Genomic DNA, 24,235 nt, shown 5'->3' with positions numbered 1-24,235 from the left:
TCTCGCCGTTATGAAAATAGCGGTTGTTTGAATGCTTTCTTGACGAACAAGACGTCTAACAATGCCAATGAATGTTCGAGCGTTAGCCAATTTTCACAAAAACCTATGGCGGAAACGGTGCAGAGGAATGCTCTCCATGGAAACGGGAAATTCTCATTCTGGATGTGCCAATGAAGTGAGCACCCCTGTTAGTTTTGAACCATTTTCGCAAAGTCCTTCAGCGTATATTCCGGGTATACACCTAACCGTTTTATCTCCAGCAAAGGATCTCCTATGTGCACTTTCCCCTCTTTTGTCGTCACCGCCAGTTTAAAATCCAGTTCGTTTAATATTCGAATAATACTAGAGTTATATTGACCGAATGGATAGGCAAAATACCGGGCGCCTAATATGTCTTTACTCCGTTTAATGTCTTCTTTTACCATATTGTAAGGCTTAATAAGAACATCGCTCTTCCTTCCAGTTAAATTATGCAAACGATGTGTATGGGATCCAAAAGTAAATACATCGCTCATTGCATCCATTTCAGATTGACTCAAAAACTGCAAGCTATCTGGATTGAACTTTTGTGGTTCTTTCGGTATTCTACTCGTTATGATAAAATTGACCGCTTTGAATCCATACTTTTTTAATTTTGGATAAGCATATATGAAACTTGTTTTCAACCCATCATCAAAGGTAATGACGACCGCTTTGGCAGGAATATTTGCCTTTCCCCGCACATACTGTTCTAAACGTTGCAATGTAATCGTTTCATATCCGTTTTCTTTTAACCAATCCATTTGCTCATTAAATTGACTATCTGAAATTGTCGTTGATACATCACGATAGTTTTTGTTTTCGGATTTTTTCAAAATATGATGGTACATTAATACAGGAACTCCATGGTCCCAACTAGCCTTTGAATGATGGATGTATCCAATCCGACCACCAACATCAATTTGATACCAATTTCTAAGTTTACGAATGATTGGATAACGCATATTCCCTTTAATCGTAACAAACGGAATCAACTTTCCTGTACTATTATCATAGATTCGCTGATTCTCCATTAATAAAATCGTGTTGTTTGAATTCTTTAAATTGCTTGTATTCTCTCCCCTAATCGCTTTCGCCTTAAACGATTCGACATTACCTTTATAAACATAGGCATAACTATTACCGAATTTAATTTGCCACCAGTTTTTTCCTTGATCTTTATAAACTTTTAACATATCTCCTTTTTCCATATAACCGACTTCTACCAATGAACCGGTGCTGTTATCAAATAGTGGAACGTCAACTACCCAACGGCTAAAGCCGTGGGCTTGCAACTAGCCTAATTGGCTGCCGCGTTCGGCTGGTTGACAGCAGCCCTGCGGATGTTTTCCGCAGCCACGTTGTCGGCAGGGGCAGCGTACCCACAAGCTCGACAACAAAACTGATCCCTTGACGGTCTGTTTTCTTTGGCCACATGTCCGCAAACCGGACAGGTGCGGGAAGTATTTTTTGGATGAACCAATACCACCGGCACGCCAGCGATCGCCGCTTTATACTCAATAAACTTTCTCAACTGATAAAAAGACCAAGAAGAGTGTTGACGACGCTGTTGCTTTTTAACCGTTTTCTCGGTGCGTTGGCGGATGCCCTTTAAATCTTCAAGGGCAATGCCGCATCCGAGTGCCTTTGCCTTTTCAACAATCTTCTTGCTAATGCAGTGGTTCACATCACGGGCAAATAGTTTTTCCTTCTTGGAACGCTTTTTAAGCAGGCGTTTCGCTGACTTGGTGCCTTTCTTTTGGAGTTTGGCGCGAAGTTTCGCATGGCGGCGGCGCAGCCCGTTGACCTTCGAGCCGGAAAATACCTCACCGGTGCTATCGACGGCGATATTAATGATGCCAAGGTCCACACCGATAAATCCGTTTTCGGAATTGGGCTGGCCTTCGGGAACGTCCACCACGAGCAGTAAATAAAAAATACCGTTTTGAAGGACTAAATCGGCTTGACCCCGAACACGGTTGCCACACAGCAAACCTTGATGGTAGCGGCTAATGACCATAGGGATTTCCATTCTTCCTTGCAAGGTAAGGATGGAAGCATACTCTAACCCTTTAAAGGACAGGATTCTTTCATCATACACGATGGCACCGGTTTCTTTAAAGTTATGCAAGGTTTTTTTATCCAAACGATAGCTTTCCGACACTTTGCCGATGGCACGAACGGTCATTTGGGCAGAGAGGCCAAATTTTTCCCTGACGTCATAGTAGCAAAGCCGCTGGATTTTCGTTTTGGAAAAGGTTCTGGAGCGAAAAGCAATCTCGCTAATATAGTTGCATGCTTGGTTAAACCGTTTCATTGTTTCCAGCAGCGCATGAAACTGTTCAAGAGTTGGCATTAATTTAATCTTGAGAGTGCAGAGCATTCTTGATTCACCTACCTTTCTAAATCCAGTGTACTTATATTGAACGAAAAATTCAATATATACTGAAAATATAAACCCCGCCTTCCTCCTACAGCTAAAGCAGTGGGCTTCCGGCGGATGTTCTCGTGATTTTTAGTGGCTTTAATATATGTATTAAGCTTGTCAGCTTTAACGAAATGGTTGGAAACACTAAAAAAAGAAATGAACAATAAAAAAGTAAACAAAACCAACCTCATATATTACCATTTCCTCTCTTTCTATATTTCGTATTTATTATAAATTATGGAAGACTATGGAGGATATATAATTTAGAAGTTTAAGAGTTACGATAAGTTTTCGAGGACAAATTTCGGACGATGACACAGGTACATAACCACAAAAAAGCCGGACATCCGCATTGTTGCAGACTTCGGACTTGCTATTGCACCGATCGGTGACTTGATTAATCTTCTTGTTTGAGATAGAATGCATGTATAGTCCTCCTTGGTATCCAAATTAGGGGTCAATTCGTGCGATTGACACCCCCGAATCATACCAAGAGGGCTTTTTTATTCAAGTTCCCAAAAAGCTTCTAACAGGAATGCTCCCGATTAATTAATAAAGACAAGGATCAAAAGCGCAATAACTTTCATATGCTGATTCGGCAGGCTCAATATCCTCTCGTCTCATCGCTCCGTTATACTGCTTGTCGAAATAATGAAGCAGTATGACTTTTGAATTTTGAACCAGTATTACAGTTGCAAACTTATTCCGCTTGTCCTCCCGAATGATCACTTGAACATCTTTATCTTTAGATGTCGTTTATTTCTTAATGAAGAAACCTCATTTACCCGTGTTAAAGCCGATGATAAAATGAATCCCACTCTAAAATTCATTTTAAAGATTTCATGATTGACAACAGAATTAAAAGAAAATCTCTATTTTTCCTTCTTCTATCCATTTGGCGAAATTTGCATTTTTAATTTCTGTATGGAATGACTGTCCATCTAACGAATAAAGGACCTTCCTTGACTCGTTTCGACCGCTACTCTGCACGAAAGCATAGATTTCTTTTGAACTTAATCCCGTGTTTTTAATGGATAATTGTAGAATACAGTCATAAGATAGCAGGATGTATTGCTCTTTCAACATCAAAAAATCATCGACATCTAACATTCGAAATAAACTTTCGTTATTGACAAAAGTACTATACATCGTATATACACCTTTGCCGTCATCACTACATATATAGGCAGGACCGTAGTACTGGTGAACAAGCAATAATGCGAAAAAACAAATAAAGCGCTCTCCTGCATTATTTCCGTTATGTAAAATGATTTGTCTCAATTTCGGAAGATCCGAAAAAGAAGATAATTCACATCGTTCCAAATTGTTAATAATATCTCTATTTACTCTGAAAGCTTCCAAAGCTAGTTGTTTCATCGCATCAAATATGTATTGCTTTTTCGTCATTCCTTTTGCTAATAATTGATAAATGGTTTCCATCGATATAATGTATAGCTGTTTCTTCGCCGATAATTGTTTGAAAAGCTCAAAGTAATAATCGTTATACCGTTCCTTTGTGGGAATATTCCTAAAAGACTCTTCTAACACTACATCAGGAATAAGAAAAATCGGAGACTGATGAAACGCCTGCAGCAAAAGCGGCAAATTGGATATTTGTTTTCTTAATTTCGTTAAAATCATATTATCGAACATATAAAATGCTTGATGTTCGTTTAGTGACTGGTACAATTGCTCCGTATTATCTGAAATAAACGGACGAACCGATTCTAAAACAGGAGAATCGAGGACCTTCATCCTTTAGTCCTCCTTTGATCATGTACTGACACCAACACTTGTTCATATAGCTTATCATAAGATTTTTTAATCGATTGAAGATCCTCCTCATACATCAACCCTTTTGCTTTTTCATACAATTCATCAAACCCTCTGATATTTATTGTATAACTAGGCTCGAAAAATGATTTGTCTATATCATGAGGAATACGATTTCTATAATCATAGTCCAATGCACTTTTCGCTTCGTTAATCGTGATCAATTCGTTTTGAGCAAGTTTCACAACTAACGCTTTATACGGGATCTGGAAGATACTGATTAATCGTATAATTTTTTCCGGAAGAGATTGTTTCGTATGAGCAGTTTCTAAAAATTTGAAACTTCTTTCTAACACAAAGTCATTAATTAAAAATTCGGAAGCGAAGAGATTAGGAAGCCGCTCCTTTTCATCATAAATATGATCAATCATGATAAAATTTTGGTCAGGGTTCTTAATTTTATCTCTGTCAAAAAAGAAATGATAAAACTCGTGCGCCCACATGAAATTTTCATATATTCTCGGCTGTGCGGTATTAATATGGACATAATAATCACCGTTATAGTAATACACAAGCCCCCCATAGTCAGCATTTTGAATCGGAAACTGCAATACATTTGCATGCTCGTAAAGATAGGTTTTTATAAAATCAAGAGGCTTTACATGTGCAAGAGGATCTCCGAGGGAGTAAATACGGTCCATTGCCTTTTTCATTTTCGGCAAATATGTTTTGTTATGCTCTAGAATCATTTCAAGATTATCTTTTGTAATCAATGGACTGCCCCCTTGGATTTTCCGAATTTGTGACTGATTTTAAAACATCGATCAGTTCAACAAATTCACTAAAAAGATGCATGCCTTTTTTTAATTCTTCGTCCACTGTACCGTGAAACGAAAGTGCCACATGATTCATAAATGAATCAGATCGGCTGCGTTCAAACGTTTTTTCTTTGAATTCCATATCTGCCTTGTAAAAAAAGAACGGATCTTTAATGCGGAATAACTTATTGATCTTTGCAACATACTCTTCCACATTTCCTTCACCTTTTAAGAAATTATAATAAGCTGTCTTCTTAATACCAGTGCGTTCCATCACCCATGAATGTTTAATACCTTTACTTTCTATATATTTTTTGACATTCTGACCTACAATTTTGTTTGTATTTACCATACATTTTCACCTCCGTATCTACAATAAATTATAAATAAAAATGTGTTGATTTCCCATATATTTTCCTCAAAAAACGGAATATATGATTATTTTATGCAAAAAATTATTAAAAAAGTTCTTGATAAAACTCATTTTTTCCTTAAAAAGAGGAATATATTGCTATATGTTGCGCCCTTCCCTTATAACTTTTTAGCTAATAAGTAAAATTTCTGCCATTATTTTCACACATAATTTATTTTATATGGCTTCGCCGACGCCGTGCCCACAAACGTTCACTCCTTAGAGGAAGGAGATAGACTAAGAAAAACGCAAACTCCTGCTTTGTTGCTTGCTTTTCTCCGACGGAATAAAAAATCAATGAAGTGCCACAACAGCTGGAAGCTTTATGTCCGGACCATTCAAGAAACTCTCTTATCCGAAAATAAACACACCATCATTTCCATTTCATTCATTTTTTACATGCCAGAAACACTCTTCTTCAATGATCTCCCAGTAATAATCAGCAAGAAGTATGCTTCCGCAATGGCAAAGGGATTTTTTCGTTTTCATCGAATTTATTACATAATACGATAATGCGGGAAAGGAGCATTCATAAATGGACCATTTAAATTACTTTTTCCCCTATGAACGCAAAGATGCACATCATGAAGACCAGTTAACTAGAGCATTTTTAGTTATTTTGAAGATGGTGCCATTTATCCAGCATATGTTTATTGAGATGATAAGGGAGAAAATGTTTGAGAAAAATGTAAATCCTGGAAATATTGTCCCTTCATTGGTAAATACAGAGCACAGAATCGAGAGAATTGAAACGCAAGTGAAGAAAATAAGCCAAGATAGCGGGAAATTAATATCTATTCTTATATCAGATGATGAATTTATTACAGATCACAAAGTACATAACTCGGAAAGAGATGCCGTTTATGACGGGGTCATTTACTATAAACCTGATTTTATTTTCATCATTGAAAACAAGCCGAATAAAAATCAAGTACGGGTGGAACAATTAAATCCCAGCCTTCCGGCAGATACACAGATCGTTATAGAAGAAACACCGATATGTTTAAGTTGGAGGAGTATTATTGAAAGAATTAATCGTTTATTAGAAAAAGATTTAGTAACCGGCGCTGAAGCCGTTTTGCTGAGTGACTTTCTTCGTTTTATAGATAAAAACTTTGAGTTTTTAAACCCTTATACTACCTTATCCGTTTGTAAGGATAACGAATATTTACTTAAACAACGGTGTATTTCCATTATGGCAGAGTTAAACCTTGGTCCCATTGACTATCATAAATCATGGAAAAATTATATTTTAGTCGACTATGGCCCAGTGAAACAAATTGCTGTGGCCCCGAATATTAAAAATGACGGAGAATGGACGATTGAATTAGAATTTTACGCAGGAGATACGATGAATCAAGCGAGAACATTTTTTAATCGTGTTGATGTAGATGAACTGCTTGCTCTTGAACATAAAGGGTGGCGTCTTGAACCGAATTTTCATTTTGCTTTTCAAGGAACCAACCTTTTTTATCCAACTACCCGGGCAGGAATAAGGGATTATATAGAGTTTTGGAAAGTCAGAAAAATAAAACAGCTTAATAAATCAAATATGGATGAGTATCAGTCATTCATCGATGAACTCATTCGCCAAAATATGATGACTCCAGATGATAAACATAAACTGGCTGATTTGTTTGATAAAACGGAAAGGCAGACTTTAAATGTATGCCCCGGATTATATTTTGGCTACCAATGGCCAAAAACAGAAGCAATAAAGTTAGACAGTGCCGGGCAGTTAACTGATGCAATAAAGGAAAAAATCCAAGAAGCGGCAAGAACGTGGGAGAATTCCCCATACCCATCAAGTTAAGAATTTTGGTCTTTGTGCATCGTCAAAAACATGGTATCCTTTCTAACGAACACTCCACGTTAGAAAGGATTTTTTTCATGGAAAAACAAATGAAAGCATGGATTCAAACCATTCGTCAACTCTTTTCTCCCGAAGAATTAACCCGTCTCGCACGGAAAACAGGCTTTATCCGGCGGCAGCGTTCGTTAACGGCGGAAGCCTTTCTGACTCTCTGTGCATGGGGAGATGGCTCACTGGCCAAACAGTCGCTTCAGCGGTTGTGTGCGGCCTTGACGCTCTGGCATGGCTGTTCCCTTTCAAGCGAAGGCTTGAATCAGCGTTTTACCGATCGGGCCGTGGCATTTTTGCGAGAAGTGTTTTTCCTTCTCCTCCTGCATCAACGTCCATTGCTTTTGTCAGCCATGGAGACCTATCGAACTTGTTTTACCCGCCTGCGGATTTTGGACTCAACCAGCTTTTTGGTTCCCGCTGACTATGGGGAAGACTATCGAGGTTCCGTTTCGTCGGGGGTGAAAATTCAGTTTGAATATGACTTGTTATCCGGCGCCTGCCTTCAGCTATGCGTTCAATCGGCCAATGACTCGGACGCTCGTTTTGCCTATCATGCCCAGCATACGATTTTACCGAATGACCTATGTATTCGGGATTTGGGCTTTTTCTCCGTTGCCGCACTGGCCGAGATCGACGCCCGCGGAGCGTATTATATTACTCGGCTCCGTTCCGATATGAAAGTGTATATCAAGGAGAATGGCCAGTGGAAGGAATGGGATTGGGAATCCCTTGGGAATCAATTAGAGGAAGGGGAATCAGTGGAAATGGAACATGTATACATCGGACATGAACGCTTGTATGTTCCACGGTTGGTTTTCCGCCGTCTGACGGCGGAAGAATGGCAAAAACGGATGGCGTATGTGCGGAAAAAGGAAAAAAGAAAAGGGAAGGCGCTGGCACGCCAAACCCTCGAACAAAAGAAATACCACATCTTACTGACGAATTTACCACAAGAGTCGTTTGATGGTCAACAGGTTTATGAGCTCTATTCCCTGCGCTGGCAAATTGAATTGTTGTTTAAAGCCTGGAAATCCGTATTTGATTTGGAGAAAGTCAAGGAGATGAAAAAAGAACGTTTCGAATGCCATTTATACGGGACGTTGATTGCCATTTTGGTCACCCAGACGTTTCTGTTTCAAGCTCGGATGTATTGGCATCAAAAGGAAGACATTGAAATCAGTGAACGGAAAGCGCTCGATCTTCTCCAATCGTATTGGCACCAGTTGCTTTTGCGTTCGCATATGGCGGAAATCAACCTTTTCTCTCTCCTTTCCCTGTTACGAAAACATGCCAAGAAAGGTCGAAGGAAAGGGGAAGAAACGGCATCAGATATCTTAACGAAATTAGAGATATGGTAGAATTAGATATGGATATAAATACCAAATACCCCTCTTCTGGAGGGTATTTGGTATGCCCAATAATGGATGTGATCCCCATCATTCACTGCGGGGATGAACACGAGTATCGTCTTAAAAATTTTATACCGCTAAACTTGACGGGTATGGGTGACAGGCCCTTAACCGTTGGTAGTTGGTTTTGATCGCTGTATATAATTTCCAAATCAGTGGATTTTTTATGTGCATTTATGCATTCATTATGCGTTTTGTAACACGTTCTTATATATTTTACTTTTGGGTACCATTCTTTTTTCTAGTTTAAAGACTCCATAAATTTTGTACTTGTAGATGGGGGGTAAAGTCTTTTATCCCATGTATGATCCTTTTCTAATTCACTATCTGGAATTAAAAAATAGTCATATCTTACAAATCCCTCTCGATCTGGAACGGGATCGTCCCATGTAGCATCTAAATTGTACCATTCATCTTCAATTTTGACTTTGTTCCATGCATGACCTCCCCCGTTTGCCTCTCCAACTACAAATATTGAATCTATACCAACCTTATTAAACAGTAAATTCATTGCATTGGCATACCCTTCACAAACGCCCGTTTTCTTAATCAATATTCCATATGATGAATGCGAAGCAGCAGGAACAGTTCCCTTTATATAATTTTCATAATCATAAGCAGCATTTAATACTACATAATCATGAATGGCTTTTACCTTTTCATAATCGTTCATAGTTGGAGTTATAATTGATGCTATGATTTCATCCGCTTTTCTGTTTGTTTCAATAAATAGCTCAATAACCTGTTCCTTTGATAAGTTCAATTCAGCACCTATATGGGAAAAATATATATCTCCATAAACGAATAACTCGACATTAGGTGATATGGCCTTCAGAGATTCATAATCTTTATAAGGGTTATTTTCAATGTTTAAGTATTGTAATTTCATGCCTTTTAAGGGTGCTATCTTTTCTATTTTATTACGATTTAAATCAAGGTGAGACAATTTCTTTAAATGACTTAAAGCGCTGATATCCCTAATTTGATTATCACCTATACTAAGTTCTTTCAAATTAGTTAAATTACGTAAGACGCTAATATCGCTTATTGAATTGTTATATAACCAAAGTGTTTCTAATTTTTTTAAATTACCCAAAGGCTCAATACTCTTTAGTGGATTTGCGCTCAACCATAAAGTCGTTAAATTCTTCAAGTTCTTCAAAGCACTTATATCACGAATTTGGTTATTGTTTAGAGAAAGAGATGTTAAATTCGTTAAGTTCTCCAAAGCACTTATATCACTAATCTGATTATTATCAAGACGAAGAATTTCTAAATTAATCAAACTGCGTAAGGGATTGATATTTCTGACTTGTTGATTTCTATGTAGATCAAGGTACTTTAAATTTTTGGCATATTCTAAACCCGTTAGATCTACAATGTCTTTGGCCTTGACACCAACTAGTTCCGTTAGATTCCACATATCCTTTCTCGTTATATCCCCTTTTGGCTTATCCAATTCAGTCCGTATTAAGTGTTCTAGGTTAGGATCTGGAATATTTACTTTTTCCTTCTCTAAGCCTGCCAGCACTCTTTGCATAAATACAACAGCTTGAGCACGAGTTAATGTAGAATTCGGATCAAAATTTGCTAGGTTGGACCCTTTATCGGTATACCGCCCGGTTGTTAAATTTTTTTCATACATAAAATCTACCGATTCTTTTAAACTCATATCCTTTCCAGTGACAAGCTTGGCTAATACTACAGCGACTTCTCCTCTTGTAATTTTCTTGTTACGCATGGAAATATCTTTAATCCCGTCTAAGAGTACTCCCTTTCGTTCCATAACCTTATAATACTTTTCTGCCCAGTGACCTACTTTCGATTCACCCGGATCTCCAATTAAAGCAATGGTTGCGATTTTTACAAATTGCCCCTCTGTTAATGTACTATTAGGTTTAAATGTCCCATCATCATAACCACTTACAATATTCATATTTACAAATTTCTGAATTGCCTCGTAAGCCCAATGATCTGGTGGAACATCGGAAAAATTATATATTTTTGCAGCGACTACAAGCGGGGAAAATAATTCACTAGTTCCTGTGATAGCTCCTGTAAACAGGGCAAACGATAAACCTAACGTTAAAACTTTTTTATTCATAGTAACCTCCTGGGAATTAGTTGTTATAAGAGGTAAAACTTCATTTTTTTCCATTTCCTCAATAATTCTTCCGGTAATCAGATGGTCTTACGTATTGGTTTATCCATGTGATTGAGAATTGAGTAAAAACACTTCATCCATCGGGCGGTGGCAGTGTACTATATCAAGTAAGATTTTTTGATTTTTAGGTATGCCGAACACACCTCACGTATATTTGGAATAAATATACATTAAACAACTGAAAGAAAACACTATGAATGAATCTTCTCTTCTCGGATCTGAATCGCAATGATACCTTGCTTCAATTCTGCATGGATGTGACCTGGTTAGTTCAAACCGGTCTTTTAACGTAGAATTCGCATTACAGGACAAGGTCAATCATGCTGTCACTCGAGGTCGTTCGCCTCCGGCACCACAGTCGATTTTCCCTCGATCCCAGAAGAGAGATTCATTGTTTTTTATAAAAGCTAAGCGGCTAATGCGATATTTAAATATGTTTTCATTTTTGTATATTTGTTCATGTTTGATAATTTCGACATATTGTCCATTTTTTCCTTCTTTCAGGTAATGATAGACCCCTTCTCTAAAGGAAAAGCACATTGCTGAATGGTCTTTTTTCTTTATTATTATAGATTTAAAAAATGAAGAAAAAGAAAAGCACCGCAAAGATTTCTCTCAACAGGGCTTTTTGGCATATCTCAAGTGGTAACAGGCACACATACAATATTTGCTTATAAAAAACCCATTTAAGTAGGTAGATTTTAAATCTTCATATCTACCTATAAAGGGGTTTTACGAAAATCTTTATCGTTATTCGTCCATAAAATGTATAAACCGCAATTAATTTAGTTCTCTAATAATATATTGCGAACTGACCCATCCCACACGTCCATCTTTTAATATGATTTTATACCAAGAATTTTGGATTTCCAGCTTTCCTTCGTCCGTTAATGACAGCTGAACATACTCTCCCATTTTTAGCTGGCCAATTGGATCTTTTTTCGTTGACGGCGTTTGTCTTACATTTAATGTGGTATTATGTCAAGAAAATAGACACGTAAAATCGAGAAAAATTTTAAAACCCTACTACCGCACTTCGTTTGGTGGCCTCTTGAGAAGAAGAACGGTTGTTCAACCCTTTCCCTTCTCAAGAAGAAAGATTCCCCTATATCGTGATTGGTGGAGAGAAACATGACTGCTTTTTACTTTGCTGATGCATCTTCTCATACTCCATTGGCGACATGTACCCGTTTGCCGAATGAATTCGTTGGGCATTATAAAAACATTCAAGGTATTCGAAAATTCGCTGTTTGGCTTCTTCTCTTGTTGTAAAGGTTTCGTGGAAAATGAGTTCCTTTTTAAGGATGCTGTGAAACGATTCGGCACATGCGTTGTCATAACAGTTTCCTTTTCGGCTCATGCTCGTCTGGATTCCGTATTGCCTCAACATGGCTTGATATTCATTCGATGCATGCTGGCCCCCTTGGTCCGAATGGTGAATCAGACTAGGTTGGGGATTTCGCTGATGGATGGCCCGGTGGAATGCTTTGATCACTAACTCCTTTGTCATGCGCTCGGAAAGATACCAGCATCATTTATCCCGGTAATTAGAAATGGAAAGTCGATATAGTAACCTTTCTTGAAAATACAACAATAAAATTAAATCAAAGGTTTTTCCGCTTTGTCTGGCAATATTCTTTAGTCTTTCTCTCACAGAAGCAGGTATATTTTTAACATTTCCCATTATAAAAGCACCTCTAAGTATTTTAATAAAACGGTCTTGATGCGCATTTTCTCAGCACATTCCACCAATTTATTTATATTTTTTTCAGGACTTTGTAAATAATTTCGCAAACCTTCTTTCATTAAATCGATTCCTATTTTTTCTCTGTATCGAATAATATCACAAATCGTTTTTTCACGATTATAAATGCTTATTTTATGGCCGCCTACCTCCACTTCTTCAATTCCATATTCAAACTGTTTTTTTGAAAAGTAGAAAATTTTAATTGGTGGATAATCAGGTAAACTGGGTTTCCTTGATTTTCTTTCAATAGCAATTTGGTACTCCCACGGGTTATAAGTTGTTAACTCATAAAAAGACAATGCCGACAAAAGACAAAGAACACCATTCGGGATCACTTTTGATACTTCAACCACTTCTTCATTTTGATCATTTTCAAATTCAGCATAACGGTAAAGCCCACGTTTTATCCTAATTATTTCTCCATTTTGCTCGAACTTTCGAATATAATATTTGCTCACTCCTTCTCTGGTTAAGTCTTCTGTCGTCGCAAATCCCTTTTGGCGAACAAAAATATCTTTTATTATCTTGCTTACTTCTTTATTCATGTCATCACCACTCTTTTCACCTAAAGGTCGGCATTTATCATTAATTGCAAACGTTTAATAAACTTAATTCTCCATTATTTATAATATTCCTTTTTTATTTTAACGTATACACTTATAATTTTATGCCGACACTTAGTAAAATTTCTATCACTATATTTATCAATAATTGTAATAAATTAGTTATTGAAGCTGTGACATCCCGTAATATCGAGAACTACGTCGTACTTATTCCTCCTTAAAAAAGCTGTTCCTTGGAGAATTTTCTCTCCAAGGAACAGTTTCGATAATCCCTTTCTGAAAGAGAAAGGATCATGTCAAGTCAGATATGTTTCTATTTTCGCTAGGCATTCATCAATGATTTTATCTATTTCTTCAATTTGAGCATCTTCTGGATTATACTTCTTTAAAATTTTTAGATTACGAGCTTTCCAATCCAATGACTTAATTTGATCAGTTAAAACTACCCCTGTTATTGGATAGCCATCGCCATCAAGGGATATTCCTTCTTTTGGTAAATCCACTTCGAAAGGATAACCCTTCTTTTGATTGGTAATCGGACAAACAGCTATAAATCCTGTTGCTTGATTGAATTCTTTAGGCGATAAAACAATAGCATTCCTTCTCCCAGCTTGTTCATGACCAGCTTGTGGATTGAAGTTTAAAACAACGAAATCGCCTCTCTCTGGTACGTCTGCTGGCATTAAATCAATTCACGCCCTTCTATCCCAAAATCAATTTCCTCGTGTCGATTTTCAGGTGTAATCTGTGATATTAGTTCTTCCAATGTGTATTTCTTCCGTGTTCTTTTTGGCTTTAATGTGATGATACCTTCATTTCCAATCACGTTTAATTCCATTTCGGAACCTTGTTTGATTCCTATTTTATCAGCAACATCTTTTGGGATACGAATGCCCAAACTGTTTCCCCATTTTTGAGCAACAACTGTAGACATGTAGTCCCCTCCTTTACTTTGGTTTATTTTGCTTTCTAAATGTTCCTTTGAGTTCATTATATCACCCCCAACCCAAAATGTATATACATAGTATATACATTCTTCCAAAAAATGATACTCCTGATTTTTCAACAAACAAATATTCTCGTCGCAAAGGCGATCATTTGAATCGATTAATTAAAAATGCTTTTTTCAGACTCAAAAGCATATATCAACAAGTATAGTTACAAACGTTGATTACGAAAAGAAGAACGAAAAATCAAAGATGCTTCTTTGCGTCAATGAGTGACCGCCGTCCGATTGATCATGGAAGGCTATCTCGGGAAAGAAGTGGCAGAGATGTTGAACCACCACGTCAATCTCAGCGGTTAACGCACAAATGGACTCAAACGCAGCCTTAATATATTGTATATCATTCGAAATTTGTCTGGCTAAAAAGTCAATATCTTTGGTTGGCCTAGATTTAAATTGTGTTAAGGAAAATAAAAAGAGACCGCCTTTTAGAACAAATTTATCCCGATAATTAGAAATGGAAAGTCGATATAGTAACCTTTCTTGAAAATACAACAATAAAATTAAATCAAAGGTTTTTCCGCTTTGTCTGGCAATATTCTTTAGTCTTTCTCTCACAGAAGCAGGTATATTTTTAACATTTCCCATTATAAAAGCACCTCTAAGTATTTTAATAAAACGGTCTTGATGCGCATTTTCTCAGCACATTCCACCAATTTATTTATATTTTTTTCAGGACTTTGTAAATAATTTCGCAAACCTTCTTTCATTAAATCGATTCCTATTTTTTCTCTGTATCGAATAATATCACAAATCGTTTTTTCACGATTATAAATGCTTATTTTATGGCCGCCTACCTCCACTTCTTCAATTCCATACTGTAGATGAGCAATTTTCATAACAATAATTACCATGTAAAAAGAAACAAACAGGGTACCCCTTATGCCACATGGAGCTGTTTTTTTACGGTATCAATGGGAATATTTTGTTTCGCTGCACAGTAAATGAACTCCACGAGGCTATGTCCTTTTCTCTTGCGCAAGAGATCGAGCCCATCAGAAAAATCGCTGTTCGACTCGAATAGGCTGTACACATAAGCAAGCTGCACCAAGATCCAGTAGCGTTTCACCGCCCGAACCTGACGAACACGGTATCCATCGAGCTTCAGCTGATCTTTCGATTGACGAAAGAAGCTCTCAATGGACCAACGTTGCGCATAGTAGCGCAAGATCTCTTCATCGCTCAACTCCCGATCGGTACTCAAGACGCAGTGAAGATGTTGGGTCGTCATTGGTCCGTTCGCTTTCCAAGCTAACAGCACAACCGCATCGTCGATGTCCTTGAGCGGCCCTTCATATCGATACACCCGATACGTGTCTTCCCCCACGGTGACGAGGTAGGTGTCTTCGGGTTCGATGTACTGGGCAAACTGTTTCGCTTGGATCGCGACACCTTTGGGATAGAGAGCCGATTCGTCTTGAGCATCGCGATGACGTGGAATCCTTTTTTCAGACAAGCTTCCACGAGCGCTTTCGATGGATACCACGAATCCATCAGCACATAAACGGGACGGCGTACATCCAACGAAGAAAGCATCTCGATCGCGAGTTCCCCTTTGCTTTTTCCCGCCGTCTTGTCGTAGAGGCGGAAGGCAAAGGGAAACGCCTGGGTTGCAGTATGAACCATGAACCAAACAAGAGAATGGCCCCAAATCGATTTTTTCTCTGAGTGAGAGTAGTGCCAATCACATCCCTGAATCGCGTGTGTTGCCCGTGACGAAGGCTTGGTTTTTTGGCAAATCGTATCATCGATCGAAACAAACAAGGGTTGATTCTCCTGTTTGGCGATGCGTTCGACACGACGAAGGATCCACTGCTGGAGTTTGCGAAGCAGTGTCTCTTCCTCCCACGGACTTTTCGTGAAAAAATGGCTGAGTGTCGTGCGGTGGTTCGGATGAAAGCTCCCATGATGAAGATCGGTCAATGTTCCCGAAAAGCCCTTCGTGATCATCGCATCCACGATATGAACGAGATGCTTCATAACAGGTTTTGAAAAATAAAGGGCCAACCCCAACATCGTGAAAAACTTGTGAATTCCTTGATGATGTGCTAATCTATTCATGAGACATGAACCTCCTTGTGAATGGTTTGGTAGCACATCTATTCTAACCAAGGAATCGGGTTCATGTCTCCTTTTTTGTTTCGATGTAAATTTATGTTAGTGATTTTGCTCATCTACAGTTAATAAAAAAGAGTTCTGCTATGAAGCGGAACTCTTTTTTTCAACAGTCCGAAAAAGTTCTATGGAAACGTGGCCTTATCCCTGTCCAATAAACAGAATAATACTATAAACCGCAAAAATCCGTTTAAAATTTTACGAAAATCTTTATCGTCATCCGTCTATAACACAATTAATTTAGTTCTCTAATAATATATTGCGAACTGACCCATCCCACACGTCCATCTTTTAATATGATTTTATACCAAGAATTTTGGGTTTCCAGCTTTCCATCGTCTGTTAATGACAGCTGAACATACTCTCCCATTTTTAGCTGGGCAATTGGATCTTTTGTCGTTGACGGCGTTGGTCTTACATTTAATGTGGTCACATTGACACTGCCTAAGTTTTTGACCGTAATGTATTTTTTATACTCATAAAACTTAATGGAATTCGTCCAATATTCTTGATTGTTGTATTTTAAACGAACCCAGTAATCATTCGTTTTCTCCAGCAATATAAATGTAGATCCTTTTTTCAAAATGGTTATGCTTTTATTCGCTCCTTTTTGATCGTATAGCGCAAGGTCTTGATTCGCCACCGCTACGATATTTTCCGGAAACACGTCCGATCCTTGCGGAATACCTGGTGAGGCAGGCACCGTTTCGTTTGGTTTAGCGGATTTGTAATAATTACTATCATACGCCAAAATATTGGCCATATGGCGGGCGATGCTTTGCCCCCAATATGGATCGCTGGCGTAATAAAAATTCATGCCTTCACTGCTCTCATTGACACGTGTTCCCGTTAATGTATTAGTGCGAAAACCGAGATACGCTCCTTTAAAATACGAATAGGCCGGGTTTAAATATGTTGCTTTCACTTTTCGAGCGATATAATCAATCGATTCTTCTACGGACGAAAAGCGATATGCCGAAACAAACGGGGATGCGTCATAAGCGCCGTAACCGAATAAATTGTATTTCGTCAGCGCCAGTCTCGAAGTGCCGAAACCACTTTCATGAATCGCATGTGCGGCTAAATATAACGCATTCACTCCATATTTTTTACCGGCATCGATAAACACTTGCCCTTTCCCTAGTAAAACGCTTGGCTTATTTGTTGAATGGACATAATTTTCGATATACTGGTTTATTTGTTGAGCCGTAACCGAAGCGGTTGTCCGTAAATCAATAAATTGGTAGCCGTCCCGCACCCCGTTTAAAGGCGCTCCGGTTTTGACTTCCGTCACATAATCTCCAGAAACGTAACCGATTGTATTATTATATGTTATTTTGTACCAATTATTGGACGTTTTATGGGTCGGCACAATAATCGTTCCCTTTGGAATCACTTTGAGACTATCAGAGGTAGTATTCGGTTCTTTTCGTACATTTAAATCCGCTCTTACCGCAAACGTTTTGCCAGAAATCGCTTGTTCTGTAACAGGAGCATTCGGTGAATTATCCGGTTGCTTTGGTTGCTCTGTTGTTTGCTGATCTTGCGCTGGCTGCTGTGGCACTGGCGATGATGGCTTCTGTCCTGCATTGTTTCCTGTATAAGGAGCAAAATCGTTGATATAAACATATCCAGTTTTGTTTTTATAGCTAACTTTATACCAATCTCCAACACTAAAACTAGATGAAACAATTGTTCCTTTTGCGATTTTCTCCAACTTTGCATATGCGTTTCCAAAGGAAGAATACAAAAATGTATCCTTATTCGATATGTACTTCGTTGCCGCAAAACTTTTGGACGACACTTTGACGACATCGTTGCTTATGACATACAGCTTTTTCCCATTAAAAGAAACTTCATACCAAGTTTGACCGACGCTATTGACTACTTTTCTCGTTGAATATAATCCGTTGCCACTGGCTAAACTAGTAACAGCTTTCTTTTTCGTGTTTGGCGCGCTGTAGAGATTGACAGTTTTCTTGGTAAAGTAATATGTACCGCTCGTTTGGATATATTGATCATATTCCTTTAAATAACTGCCGCTTACCCAGCCTGTTTTCGTATAGCTTTTCCCTTTCAGCACATATTGGTACGAAACTTTGTACCAGTTCCCTTTTTTCTCTGTCGCCGTGACGACTTTTCCTTTCGGAATCATGATAATCACTTTGTAATTCGTTCCCGCTCCCGACCGCATGTATACATTATTAGTCGTTTGATACGTTGTTTTGTTTATTACCGTGCTCGCTGCCTCTACTGTATTTACGTTCCACGGAATCATAGATCCCCCTGCAGAAGCAACCAAAAGCCCCATCGATAAAATGACAGCTTTTCCTATATTTTTCATCTTTTCGTTCCCACCTACTTCCCTTTTTTTCTATCTGCTTACTGAGAAGCACAAAGGAAAAATGAACAATATTTTTCTACTCTTATACTTTTTTATCGGCTTATTTTCAAAAATGTTAAGTGATTCGTAGATGATGTATAAAATTTTGTGTAAAGCATTTTACTAGATCAAAAGAAAAAAGACAGGGTATTCTCTGATTCGGCCTTAACCCATTCCAGAGAACAGAGTACCCTGCCCATGTCTTGAACTGAACCAATTTTGTGATTGTAGCAACCAAAAGTATGGTTCCAGTCGGAACAAACGATTTTATCAAAGAAACGATTGATAATCACGCAGGATTAAAAAAGACAGAGAACCAATCAATGACTCTCTGTCTCTAGCAATTTTCGACAAACTTCGAGGCGTGACAGGCACGAGTTTAAGATATAAAATATCCTTACAATACATTGGAGTTCTGTACAAAATCTTATTGACTTAATTGGTATTTCAAATAATTTAACATCGGAGTCTTAATATTTTAATAGGAAAAAGCAACATCGTTTGCAAACCAGTTTCTTCCTTAGTAAAGCGTAATTTTCGAATTATTCTTTATTTCACTTAACAATTCGTTTTGATATCCGATATTTAATATGGTGAAAAAAGTCGTATTGTCCTACCGCGTCTCGTCCAAACGGAATACCCTGTCGACGATCCGGGCCATCGTTAATGTCCCGCAAAAGCTACTGCCCATCCCGGATGACCTGACATTCGTCGTCGAAAGCAATTCGATTTACCGTTCGCAACACTTTTTTGCCCAGTACGTCCACTCAAGCAACCGCGTCGAACATAAAGGACATTAGGAGGGAATAACCATGAAAATTGATCTCGGGTATATAGGAGCAATAGCTGCTCGAAATAGTGCCAAAATGCCATCCATACATGAAATCAAAAATCCATTAGCCGGAAAGCAAGTGGAAGTCATCAGAAATGGACAAGCCTATAAACTCACCATTTCGGATGAAATCAAACAGGTTCAAGACATGATGGCCATGACGGTAGAAGAGTTTTTTCAAAAAGATATTAATGTACAAAACGCAGACCCTTCCGATATTTTTTCGTATCGGCCACAGGATCAATGGCTAGTGTTTAGTCAATATTTACATGAATCCAAATACTTTGATTCTCTAAACGACGAAGAATTGAAGAAAATAGAATCCATCTTACAACACATAACGGATGGAATGGATAGTTTAGCGAAATATACAGGGATTAACCTTTTTGGAATTAAGAAACAACAGCCGAACTCTTATGAAGCCCATCTTGAATTGGCTTCTTCAACAGCTGCACTTCAACACTTCAGCGATACGTTTTTAAGCGGTGATGTAAAAACCGGATTCGATCAACTGATCCAAGATTATGTTCGTCACAATACGAAAAAAGCAATGAATTATAAATCTGTAGAGGAAATATTTATAGCAGCACGAGCCAAAATCAGACCATTGAATGCTCCGCTGACATACCAACAAAGCCGCGAGCTGTCCATGACGAATAAACTTGGAAAAACTGTTTATACAGATGAAGAAATCGAATCGATCATCCAAAATTATCAAGAAATGTTTAAGAGCATTCAAAATGAAGAAGATTTGTCCGCGGTGCTAGTTAAAGCGAAAGAACAACTGCTTTCGTTTGTCACGAAAGGGATCTCACCAAAGGATATAGATTACCAATTGGCAAGAGATTTTGTTGCAGAGCGTGCCGATGACACAATTAAACGAATCGAGAATTATTGGAAAATGATATGGCAAGGAAAACAATTGTTAAATAATGATGTTCAGAGATAACCAATGCCGGCTATCTCTTTTTTTATAAAAACCTCTTATCATATTAAGATTTTCAAAGTACCATATTTAAGACTTTAACCAAACATGCAATCTTACCGTGGAAGTAGGTGAAGTAGATGAAAAAAGGTAAAAAAACTAATCATCAATTTCTTGAAGAACTTTTTCAGGTTTGGGGGAATGAGTTTGAACCACTTGAGGAATATAAGGGGTATGATCAGCCAATAAAGGTTCGGCATAAACAATGCGGAAGAATTCTTGATAAAACCCCAAAAAACTTGATCACTTTAAAACTTGGATGTAGAATATGTAAAAATAAAGAGAATGGGAAAAAGAGAAGAAAGAACCACGATTGGTTTGTTAATGAGGTAAAGAAACTTGTTGGTAATGAATATCAAGTAAGGAGCGAATATACAAGAAGTAAAGACCCTATAAAAATGTATCATACAGTTTGTAACGAAGAATTTACTACTACTCCTGATGCATTTCTTGGTTCGAGAAATGGTGATGGAAAAAAGGAAACAGATGTCCAAAATGTTCAGGAAAATGGAAACGTGATACAGAAGCCTTTAAGCAGGAAGTTTATAAAATGTATGGAGATGAATTTGAAGTAATCGGGGAATATAAGGGCCGCCATGAAAATATTAAGATTTTACATAAAGTCTGCAACAATTATTTATATCCACGACCTCGCCACTTTTTAGATGGAAACTCATATTGCCAATATTGCAGTAAAAAGGAAAAAAAAGATACGCAACGTTTTAAAGAACAAGTATATGAATTAACCCGTGGTGCTAGTTGAGTGTCAGCGCTCAACCAGCCCTAGTGTGACCAAGGAATAAGCCAACAAGATGCCATCGAGTGCCACTTCAAACCCGGCCATGGAATTCGCTCGAATGTCGGTGATCCGGTATTGGTCTACGAGAATCGAAAACACCGTCTCGATGACTTTGCGTTTTTTCCTGATCCATTCTTCCCATGCCTTGGATGGGCCGTGCTTTTGATTGTGTCGAGACGGTGTCCAGAACGCGGCTTGGTGTTCTTCGTACAGCTTTTCTCGAAGAGCGTGGCTGATGTACCCTTTGTCCCCAAAGTTGTAGGGATGAGGGATTTGAGTCATCACCGTTTCAGCGGCTTTGACGTCGTGGCAGGACGCTTCCGTCACGACATAGCCCATGGCCAGCCCTTGATTGGTCACTTGAAGATGCAGCTTGAAACCGTAGTACCATTGCTTTTTGGAAGCACAATACCCCATATCCGCGATCCCTCGAAACCGCTTGACGCGCTGCATTCTTGCGGGATGGCACAACGGAAGAGGCAAGCTGTCGACGACCGCATAAGCATGGTGTTGGCCACGTTTCGCCAGCTCATGACGGATCCATTTGATGGCGAAACCAAGCGCCCGGCAGCGGCGGTTGTATCGGGAGCGTTCAAGAAACGAGCCGTTTGTGAACAAATTTCCCGTGACAAAACGATGCCAGGCTCGTTCGCAAGAAAAGCCCAGCAGCTTCCCCAAAAGGTGAACCGCTATGACCACTTCGTCTTCTTGCTTGACCAAGTGACGGTTGCGGCGATGAAGATACATTTGAATCAACGACAGTTGGGCAGAAACAAAACAGAAAATAGCGGCATATTGTTTTTGAAGTTTGGCTGGATCTGTAGTAAAATGAAAGTGCTCTTGCATGGGGGATCTCTCCTTTCGAATGTTGGGTGACACTTTCATTCTACTGGAGATCCGCCAGCAAGGGCTATTTTTATGCTTGATCAAGTTTATCTAGCACCACGGGTTACATAAAGAAGGAATGGTTTATCTTCATCCATATCATGTGATTTTCTACCCAAAATACAGACGAAAAGTGTTAGTCGGTGAGATGGAAAAAGATTTAAGAAAAATTTTTTATCAAGTGGTGAAAGAAAAGGATGTTGAAATCCAATCGTTAGAAATCATGCCTGACCATGTTCATTGGTTTATTTCCTTATGATCCAAGAATTCATATTCATGCGTTAATCCAGAAATTGAAAGGTCGAAGCAGTCGTATTTTTCGTGAAAAATATCCGCCCTTGAAAAGTCGACTGCCTTCCCTTTGGACTCGCGGCTATTTTTGCTGTACAGTTGGATGTGTTTCAGAAGAAACCGTTAGGAAATACATTGAAAATCAAAAACATGTGTAAAGGAGGTGGGTTGCATTGGCGGGAGCGAAAACACCAAGCTATGTATTGACGTTGCGGCTCCAGACAGAATCATGGCAAAAACATATCCTCGAAAAGCGGTTTGAAATCGGCCGCTGTTTGTATAACGCCTGTTTAGAGGAATGTTTGAAGCGGTACAAAAAACTCCAACATGATTCCCGCTATCAAGACCTTGCTCAACAGAAGCCCTCCAAAGAAAAAAATCGCCAACTTTCCGACCTGCGAACCGAGTACGGACTCTCCGAATATGCGATGCACGCTTTCGTTCAGCCAATGCAGCGCCACTTCCGCAAACACATGGACGCGCATACGGCGCAAAAAATCGCCACCAGAGCGTGGAAAGCGGTAGAAAGGTTCTTGTTTGGCGCTGCCAAACGGGTGTATTTTAAACGGTTCGGCGAAATGGGTTCGTTAGAGGGAAAATCGAATTCCGCAGGGATTCGCTTCAAAAGCCATGCCATCCATTGGAATGGGCTGATGATCCCTGTCATCATCCAACCAAATGATGTGTATGCCCATCTCGCCTTGCAAGACCGAATCAAGTATTGCCGCATTGTACGTAAACGGATTCGGGGGAAAGTAAAGTATTATGCCCAACTCATTTTGGAAGGGGTTCCGCCGCAAAAAATCAATCGGCAAACCGGCAAAGCCAAGCATCCCCGTGGTGAAGGAGTGGTCGGCATTGACATTGGCACGCAAACGATCGCCATTTGCGCTCCGAACGAAGTAAAATTGTTGGAACTCGCTCCAAGTGTGGATGACATCCATCCGGAAAAAAGGCGGCTGCAGCGAAAACTAGACCGGCAGCGGAGAGCAAATAATCCAAATAAGTACAACGAAGATGGAACCATCCAGCGAGGAAACAAAGAAAAGTGGGTGTGGAGCAAAAATTATATCAAAACAAAAAATCAATTAGCGGAACTGCAAAGGAAGTTAGCGGAAAAACGCAAGCAAGATCATAATAAGCTGGCAAATTGGATATTATCGTTAGGCAATGATATTAAAGTGGAAACAATGAATTATAAAGCATTGCAAGCAAGAGCGAAAGAAACAACGATGAATGAGAAAACAGGAAGGTATAATAGAAAGAAACGATTTGGTAAAAGTATAGCGAATAAAGCTCCAAGCATGTTTTTAGCCATATTAGACAGAAAATTACGGTATGACGGAAAAACGCTCAAAAAAATAGATACATTCTCTGCGAAAGCCAGCCAATATAATCATATCACGGGTGAATATGTAAAAAAGAGGTTATCCGAACGATGGAACGATATGAATGGCTGTAAAATTCAACGAGATTTATATAGTGCGTTCCTCATCATGAATGCGAAAGATCACTTAAAAGAAATCGATAGAGAAAAATGTTTTGCGACATGGGAAAGATTTAAGCGACTGCATGATAAAGAAGTAGAACGTTTAAAAAATAGTGGTAATAAATTATTAAGCAGTATGGGAATTTCAATGATGAAAAGCGTCTTGAACCGGGCGCACAGGGCGCTAAGCACCATTGAGGTGTTTGCCCATGAAAGTCTTGTGGAATGAGAGTGAGTGTCTATACGAAGGTATA

20 protein-coding genes and 4 pseudogenes are annotated in these 24,235 nt (G+C 38.7%); 8 read left to right on the top strand and 16 right to left on the bottom strand.

What is annotated here, in order from left to right; translation table 11 throughout:
• Positions 1 to 188 precede the first annotated feature (188 nt).
• The 5 genes from FNL97_RS01780 to FNL97_RS01755 form a co-directional block, all read right to left on the bottom strand.
• Positions 189 to 1,229: a polysaccharide deacetylase family protein gene (locus FNL97_RS01780; RefSeq protein WP_286173449.1), complete on the bottom strand. Its 1,041-nt coding sequence runs from the start codon at positions 1,227 to 1,229 to the stop codon at positions 189 to 191.
• Positions 1,230 to 1,318: 89 nt separating this feature from the next.
• A complete protein-coding gene (locus FNL97_RS01775; protein WP_015863580.1) occupies positions 1,319 to 2,401 on the bottom strand; it encodes an RNA-guided endonuclease InsQ/TnpB family protein in 1,083 nt (360 codons plus the stop codon).
• Positions 2,402 to 3,304: 903 nt separating this feature from the next.
• Positions 3,305 to 4,201, bottom strand: a complete 897-nt coding sequence (locus FNL97_RS01765; RefSeq protein ID WP_143414915.1) for a hypothetical protein — start codon at positions 4,199 to 4,201, stop codon at positions 3,305 to 3,307.
• Positions 4,198 to 4,992, bottom strand: coding sequence for an ImmA/IrrE family metallo-endopeptidase (locus tag FNL97_RS01760; RefSeq protein ID WP_143414914.1), 795 nt, complete (start codon positions 4,990 to 4,992; stop codon positions 4,198 to 4,200). The genes FNL97_RS01765 and FNL97_RS01760 overlap by 4 nt, the downstream gene beginning before the upstream one ends.
• A complete protein-coding gene (locus FNL97_RS01755; RefSeq protein WP_143414913.1) occupies positions 4,976 to 5,389 on the bottom strand; it encodes a hypothetical protein in 414 nt (137 codons plus the stop codon). The genes FNL97_RS01760 and FNL97_RS01755 overlap by 17 nt, the downstream gene beginning before the upstream one ends.
• 595 nt (positions 5,390 to 5,984) lie before the next feature.
• Between FNL97_RS01755 and FNL97_RS01750 the strand changes: the two genes are divergently transcribed.
• Positions 5,985 to 7,262: a hypothetical protein gene (locus FNL97_RS01750; RefSeq protein WP_143414912.1), complete on the top strand. Its 1,278-nt coding sequence runs from the start codon at positions 5,985 to 5,987 to the stop codon at positions 7,260 to 7,262.
• Between the two features lie 77 nt (positions 7,263 to 7,339).
• Positions 7,340 to 8,671: an IS4 family transposase gene (locus FNL97_RS01745; RefSeq protein ID WP_014196823.1), complete on the top strand. Its 1,332-nt coding sequence runs from the start codon at positions 7,340 to 7,342 to the stop codon at positions 8,669 to 8,671.
• A gap of 292 nt (positions 8,672 to 8,963) precedes the next feature.
• On the opposite strand, the gene FNL97_RS01740 is transcribed toward FNL97_RS01745, so the two are convergent.
• The 10 genes and pseudogenes from FNL97_RS01740 to FNL97_RS01695 form a co-directional block, all read right to left on the bottom strand.
• Entirely contained in the window at positions 8,964 to 10,826 is a 1,863-nt protein-coding gene (locus tag FNL97_RS01740; protein WP_172713564.1) for a leucine-rich repeat domain-containing protein, read from the bottom strand.
• An 840-nt stretch (positions 10,827 to 11,666) separates the two neighbouring features.
• Positions 11,667 to 11,846, bottom strand: a pseudogene (locus FNL97_RS18680) (SH3 domain-containing protein); the annotation flags it as partial.
• A 145-nt stretch (positions 11,847 to 11,991) separates the two neighbouring features.
• Positions 11,992 to 12,414: pseudogene (locus tag FNL97_RS18675) on the bottom strand (IS3 family transposase); the annotation flags it as partial.
• 155 nt (positions 12,415 to 12,569) lie between these two features.
• A complete protein-coding gene (locus FNL97_RS01725; protein WP_062678595.1) occupies positions 12,570 to 13,178 on the bottom strand; it encodes a type IV toxin-antitoxin system AbiEi family antitoxin domain-containing protein in 609 nt (202 codons plus the stop codon).
• Between the two features lie 314 nt (positions 13,179 to 13,492).
• Positions 13,493 to 13,879 (bottom strand): type II toxin-antitoxin system PemK/MazF family toxin, encoded by a 387-nt coding sequence (locus FNL97_RS01720; protein WP_033020639.1) that lies wholly within the window; start codon positions 13,877 to 13,879, stop codon positions 13,493 to 13,495.
• Positions 13,879 to 14,187, bottom strand: coding sequence for an AbrB/MazE/SpoVT family DNA-binding domain-containing protein (locus FNL97_RS01715; RefSeq protein ID WP_062679016.1), 309 nt, complete (start codon positions 14,185 to 14,187; stop codon positions 13,879 to 13,881). The genes FNL97_RS01720 and FNL97_RS01715 overlap by 1 nt, the downstream gene beginning before the upstream one ends.
• Positions 14,188 to 14,367: 180 nt before the next feature.
• Complete coding sequence (locus tag FNL97_RS18805; RefSeq protein WP_502707777.1) at positions 14,368 to 14,790, bottom strand: nucleotidyl transferase AbiEii/AbiGii toxin family protein; 423 nt, start codon at positions 14,788 to 14,790, stop codon at positions 14,368 to 14,370.
• Positions 14,790 to 15,023: pseudogene (locus FNL97_RS01705) on the bottom strand (type IV toxin-antitoxin system AbiEi family antitoxin domain-containing protein); the annotation flags it as partial. The pseudogene FNL97_RS01705 and the gene FNL97_RS18805, both read right to left, overlap by 1 nt.
• 59 nt (positions 15,024 to 15,082) lie before the next feature.
• Positions 15,083 to 16,263, bottom strand: a pseudogene (locus tag FNL97_RS01700) (IS701 family transposase).
• A gap of 289 nt (positions 16,264 to 16,552) precedes the next feature.
• Positions 16,553 to 18,661, bottom strand: coding sequence for an SH3 domain-containing protein (locus FNL97_RS01695; RefSeq protein ID WP_143414909.1), 2,109 nt, complete (start codon positions 18,659 to 18,661; stop codon positions 16,553 to 16,555).
• An 851-nt stretch (positions 18,662 to 19,512) separates the two neighbouring features.
• On the opposite strand from FNL97_RS01695, the gene FNL97_RS01690 reads away from it, so the two are divergent.
• The 3 genes from FNL97_RS01690 (at position 19,513) to FNL97_RS18230 (ending at position 21,280) form a co-directional block, all read left to right on the top strand.
• Positions 19,513 to 20,481, top strand: coding sequence for a hypothetical protein (locus FNL97_RS01690; RefSeq protein WP_015865136.1), 969 nt, complete (start codon positions 19,513 to 19,515; stop codon positions 20,479 to 20,481).
• Positions 20,482 to 20,597: 116 nt separating this feature from the next.
• On the top strand, positions 20,598 to 21,092 hold the full coding sequence (locus tag FNL97_RS01685; protein WP_286173446.1) for a hypothetical protein: 495 nt from the start codon (positions 20,598 to 20,600) through the stop codon (positions 21,090 to 21,092).
• Positions 21,068 to 21,280, top strand: coding sequence for a hypothetical protein (locus FNL97_RS18230; protein WP_286173445.1), 213 nt, complete (start codon positions 21,068 to 21,070; stop codon positions 21,278 to 21,280). Before FNL97_RS01685 ends, FNL97_RS18230 begins: the two co-directional genes overlap by 25 nt.
• Before the next feature lie 3 nt (positions 21,281 to 21,283).
• Here the strand turns inward: FNL97_RS18230 and FNL97_RS01680 are convergent, their stop codons facing one another.
• On the bottom strand, positions 21,284 to 22,162 hold the full coding sequence (locus FNL97_RS01680; RefSeq protein ID WP_143414908.1) for an IS982-like element ISGsp1 family transposase: 879 nt from the start codon (positions 22,160 to 22,162) through the stop codon (positions 21,284 to 21,286).
• Positions 22,163 to 22,280: 118 nt separating this feature from the next.
• Between FNL97_RS01680 and tnpA (FNL97_RS18225) the strand changes: the two genes are divergently transcribed.
• Genes tnpA (FNL97_RS18225) through FNL97_RS01670 form a run of 3 tightly spaced genes read left to right on the top strand, consistent with a single transcriptional unit; the run spans position 22,281 to position 24,210 of the window.
• Positions 22,281 to 22,460, top strand: a complete 180-nt coding sequence (gene tnpA / locus FNL97_RS18225) for an IS200/IS605 family transposase (protein WP_233252989.1) — start codon at positions 22,281 to 22,283, stop codon at positions 22,458 to 22,460.
• Positions 22,435 to 22,650: an IS200/IS605 family transposase gene (gene tnpA / locus FNL97_RS18670; RefSeq protein WP_205729486.1), complete on the top strand. Its 216-nt coding sequence runs from the start codon at positions 22,435 to 22,437 to the stop codon at positions 22,648 to 22,650. The genes tnpA (FNL97_RS18225) and tnpA (FNL97_RS18670) overlap by 26 nt, the downstream gene beginning before the upstream one ends.
• Positions 22,651 to 22,665: 15 nt before the next feature.
• Positions 22,666 to 24,210 carry an RNA-guided endonuclease TnpB family protein gene (locus tag FNL97_RS01670; RefSeq protein WP_286173444.1) on the top strand — a complete coding sequence of 515 codons (1,545 nt, stop codon included), beginning with the start codon at positions 22,666 to 22,668 and terminating at the stop codon, positions 24,208 to 24,210.
• Positions 24,211 to 24,235: the final 25 nt, after the last annotated feature.

The organism is Geobacillus sp. E263, assembly GCF_007197795.1.
GTDB classification, from domain to species: Bacteria; Bacillota; Bacilli; order Bacillales; family Anoxybacillaceae; genus Parageobacillus_B; species Parageobacillus_B toebii.
This window is presented reverse-complemented; position numbering and strand designations above follow the sequence as displayed.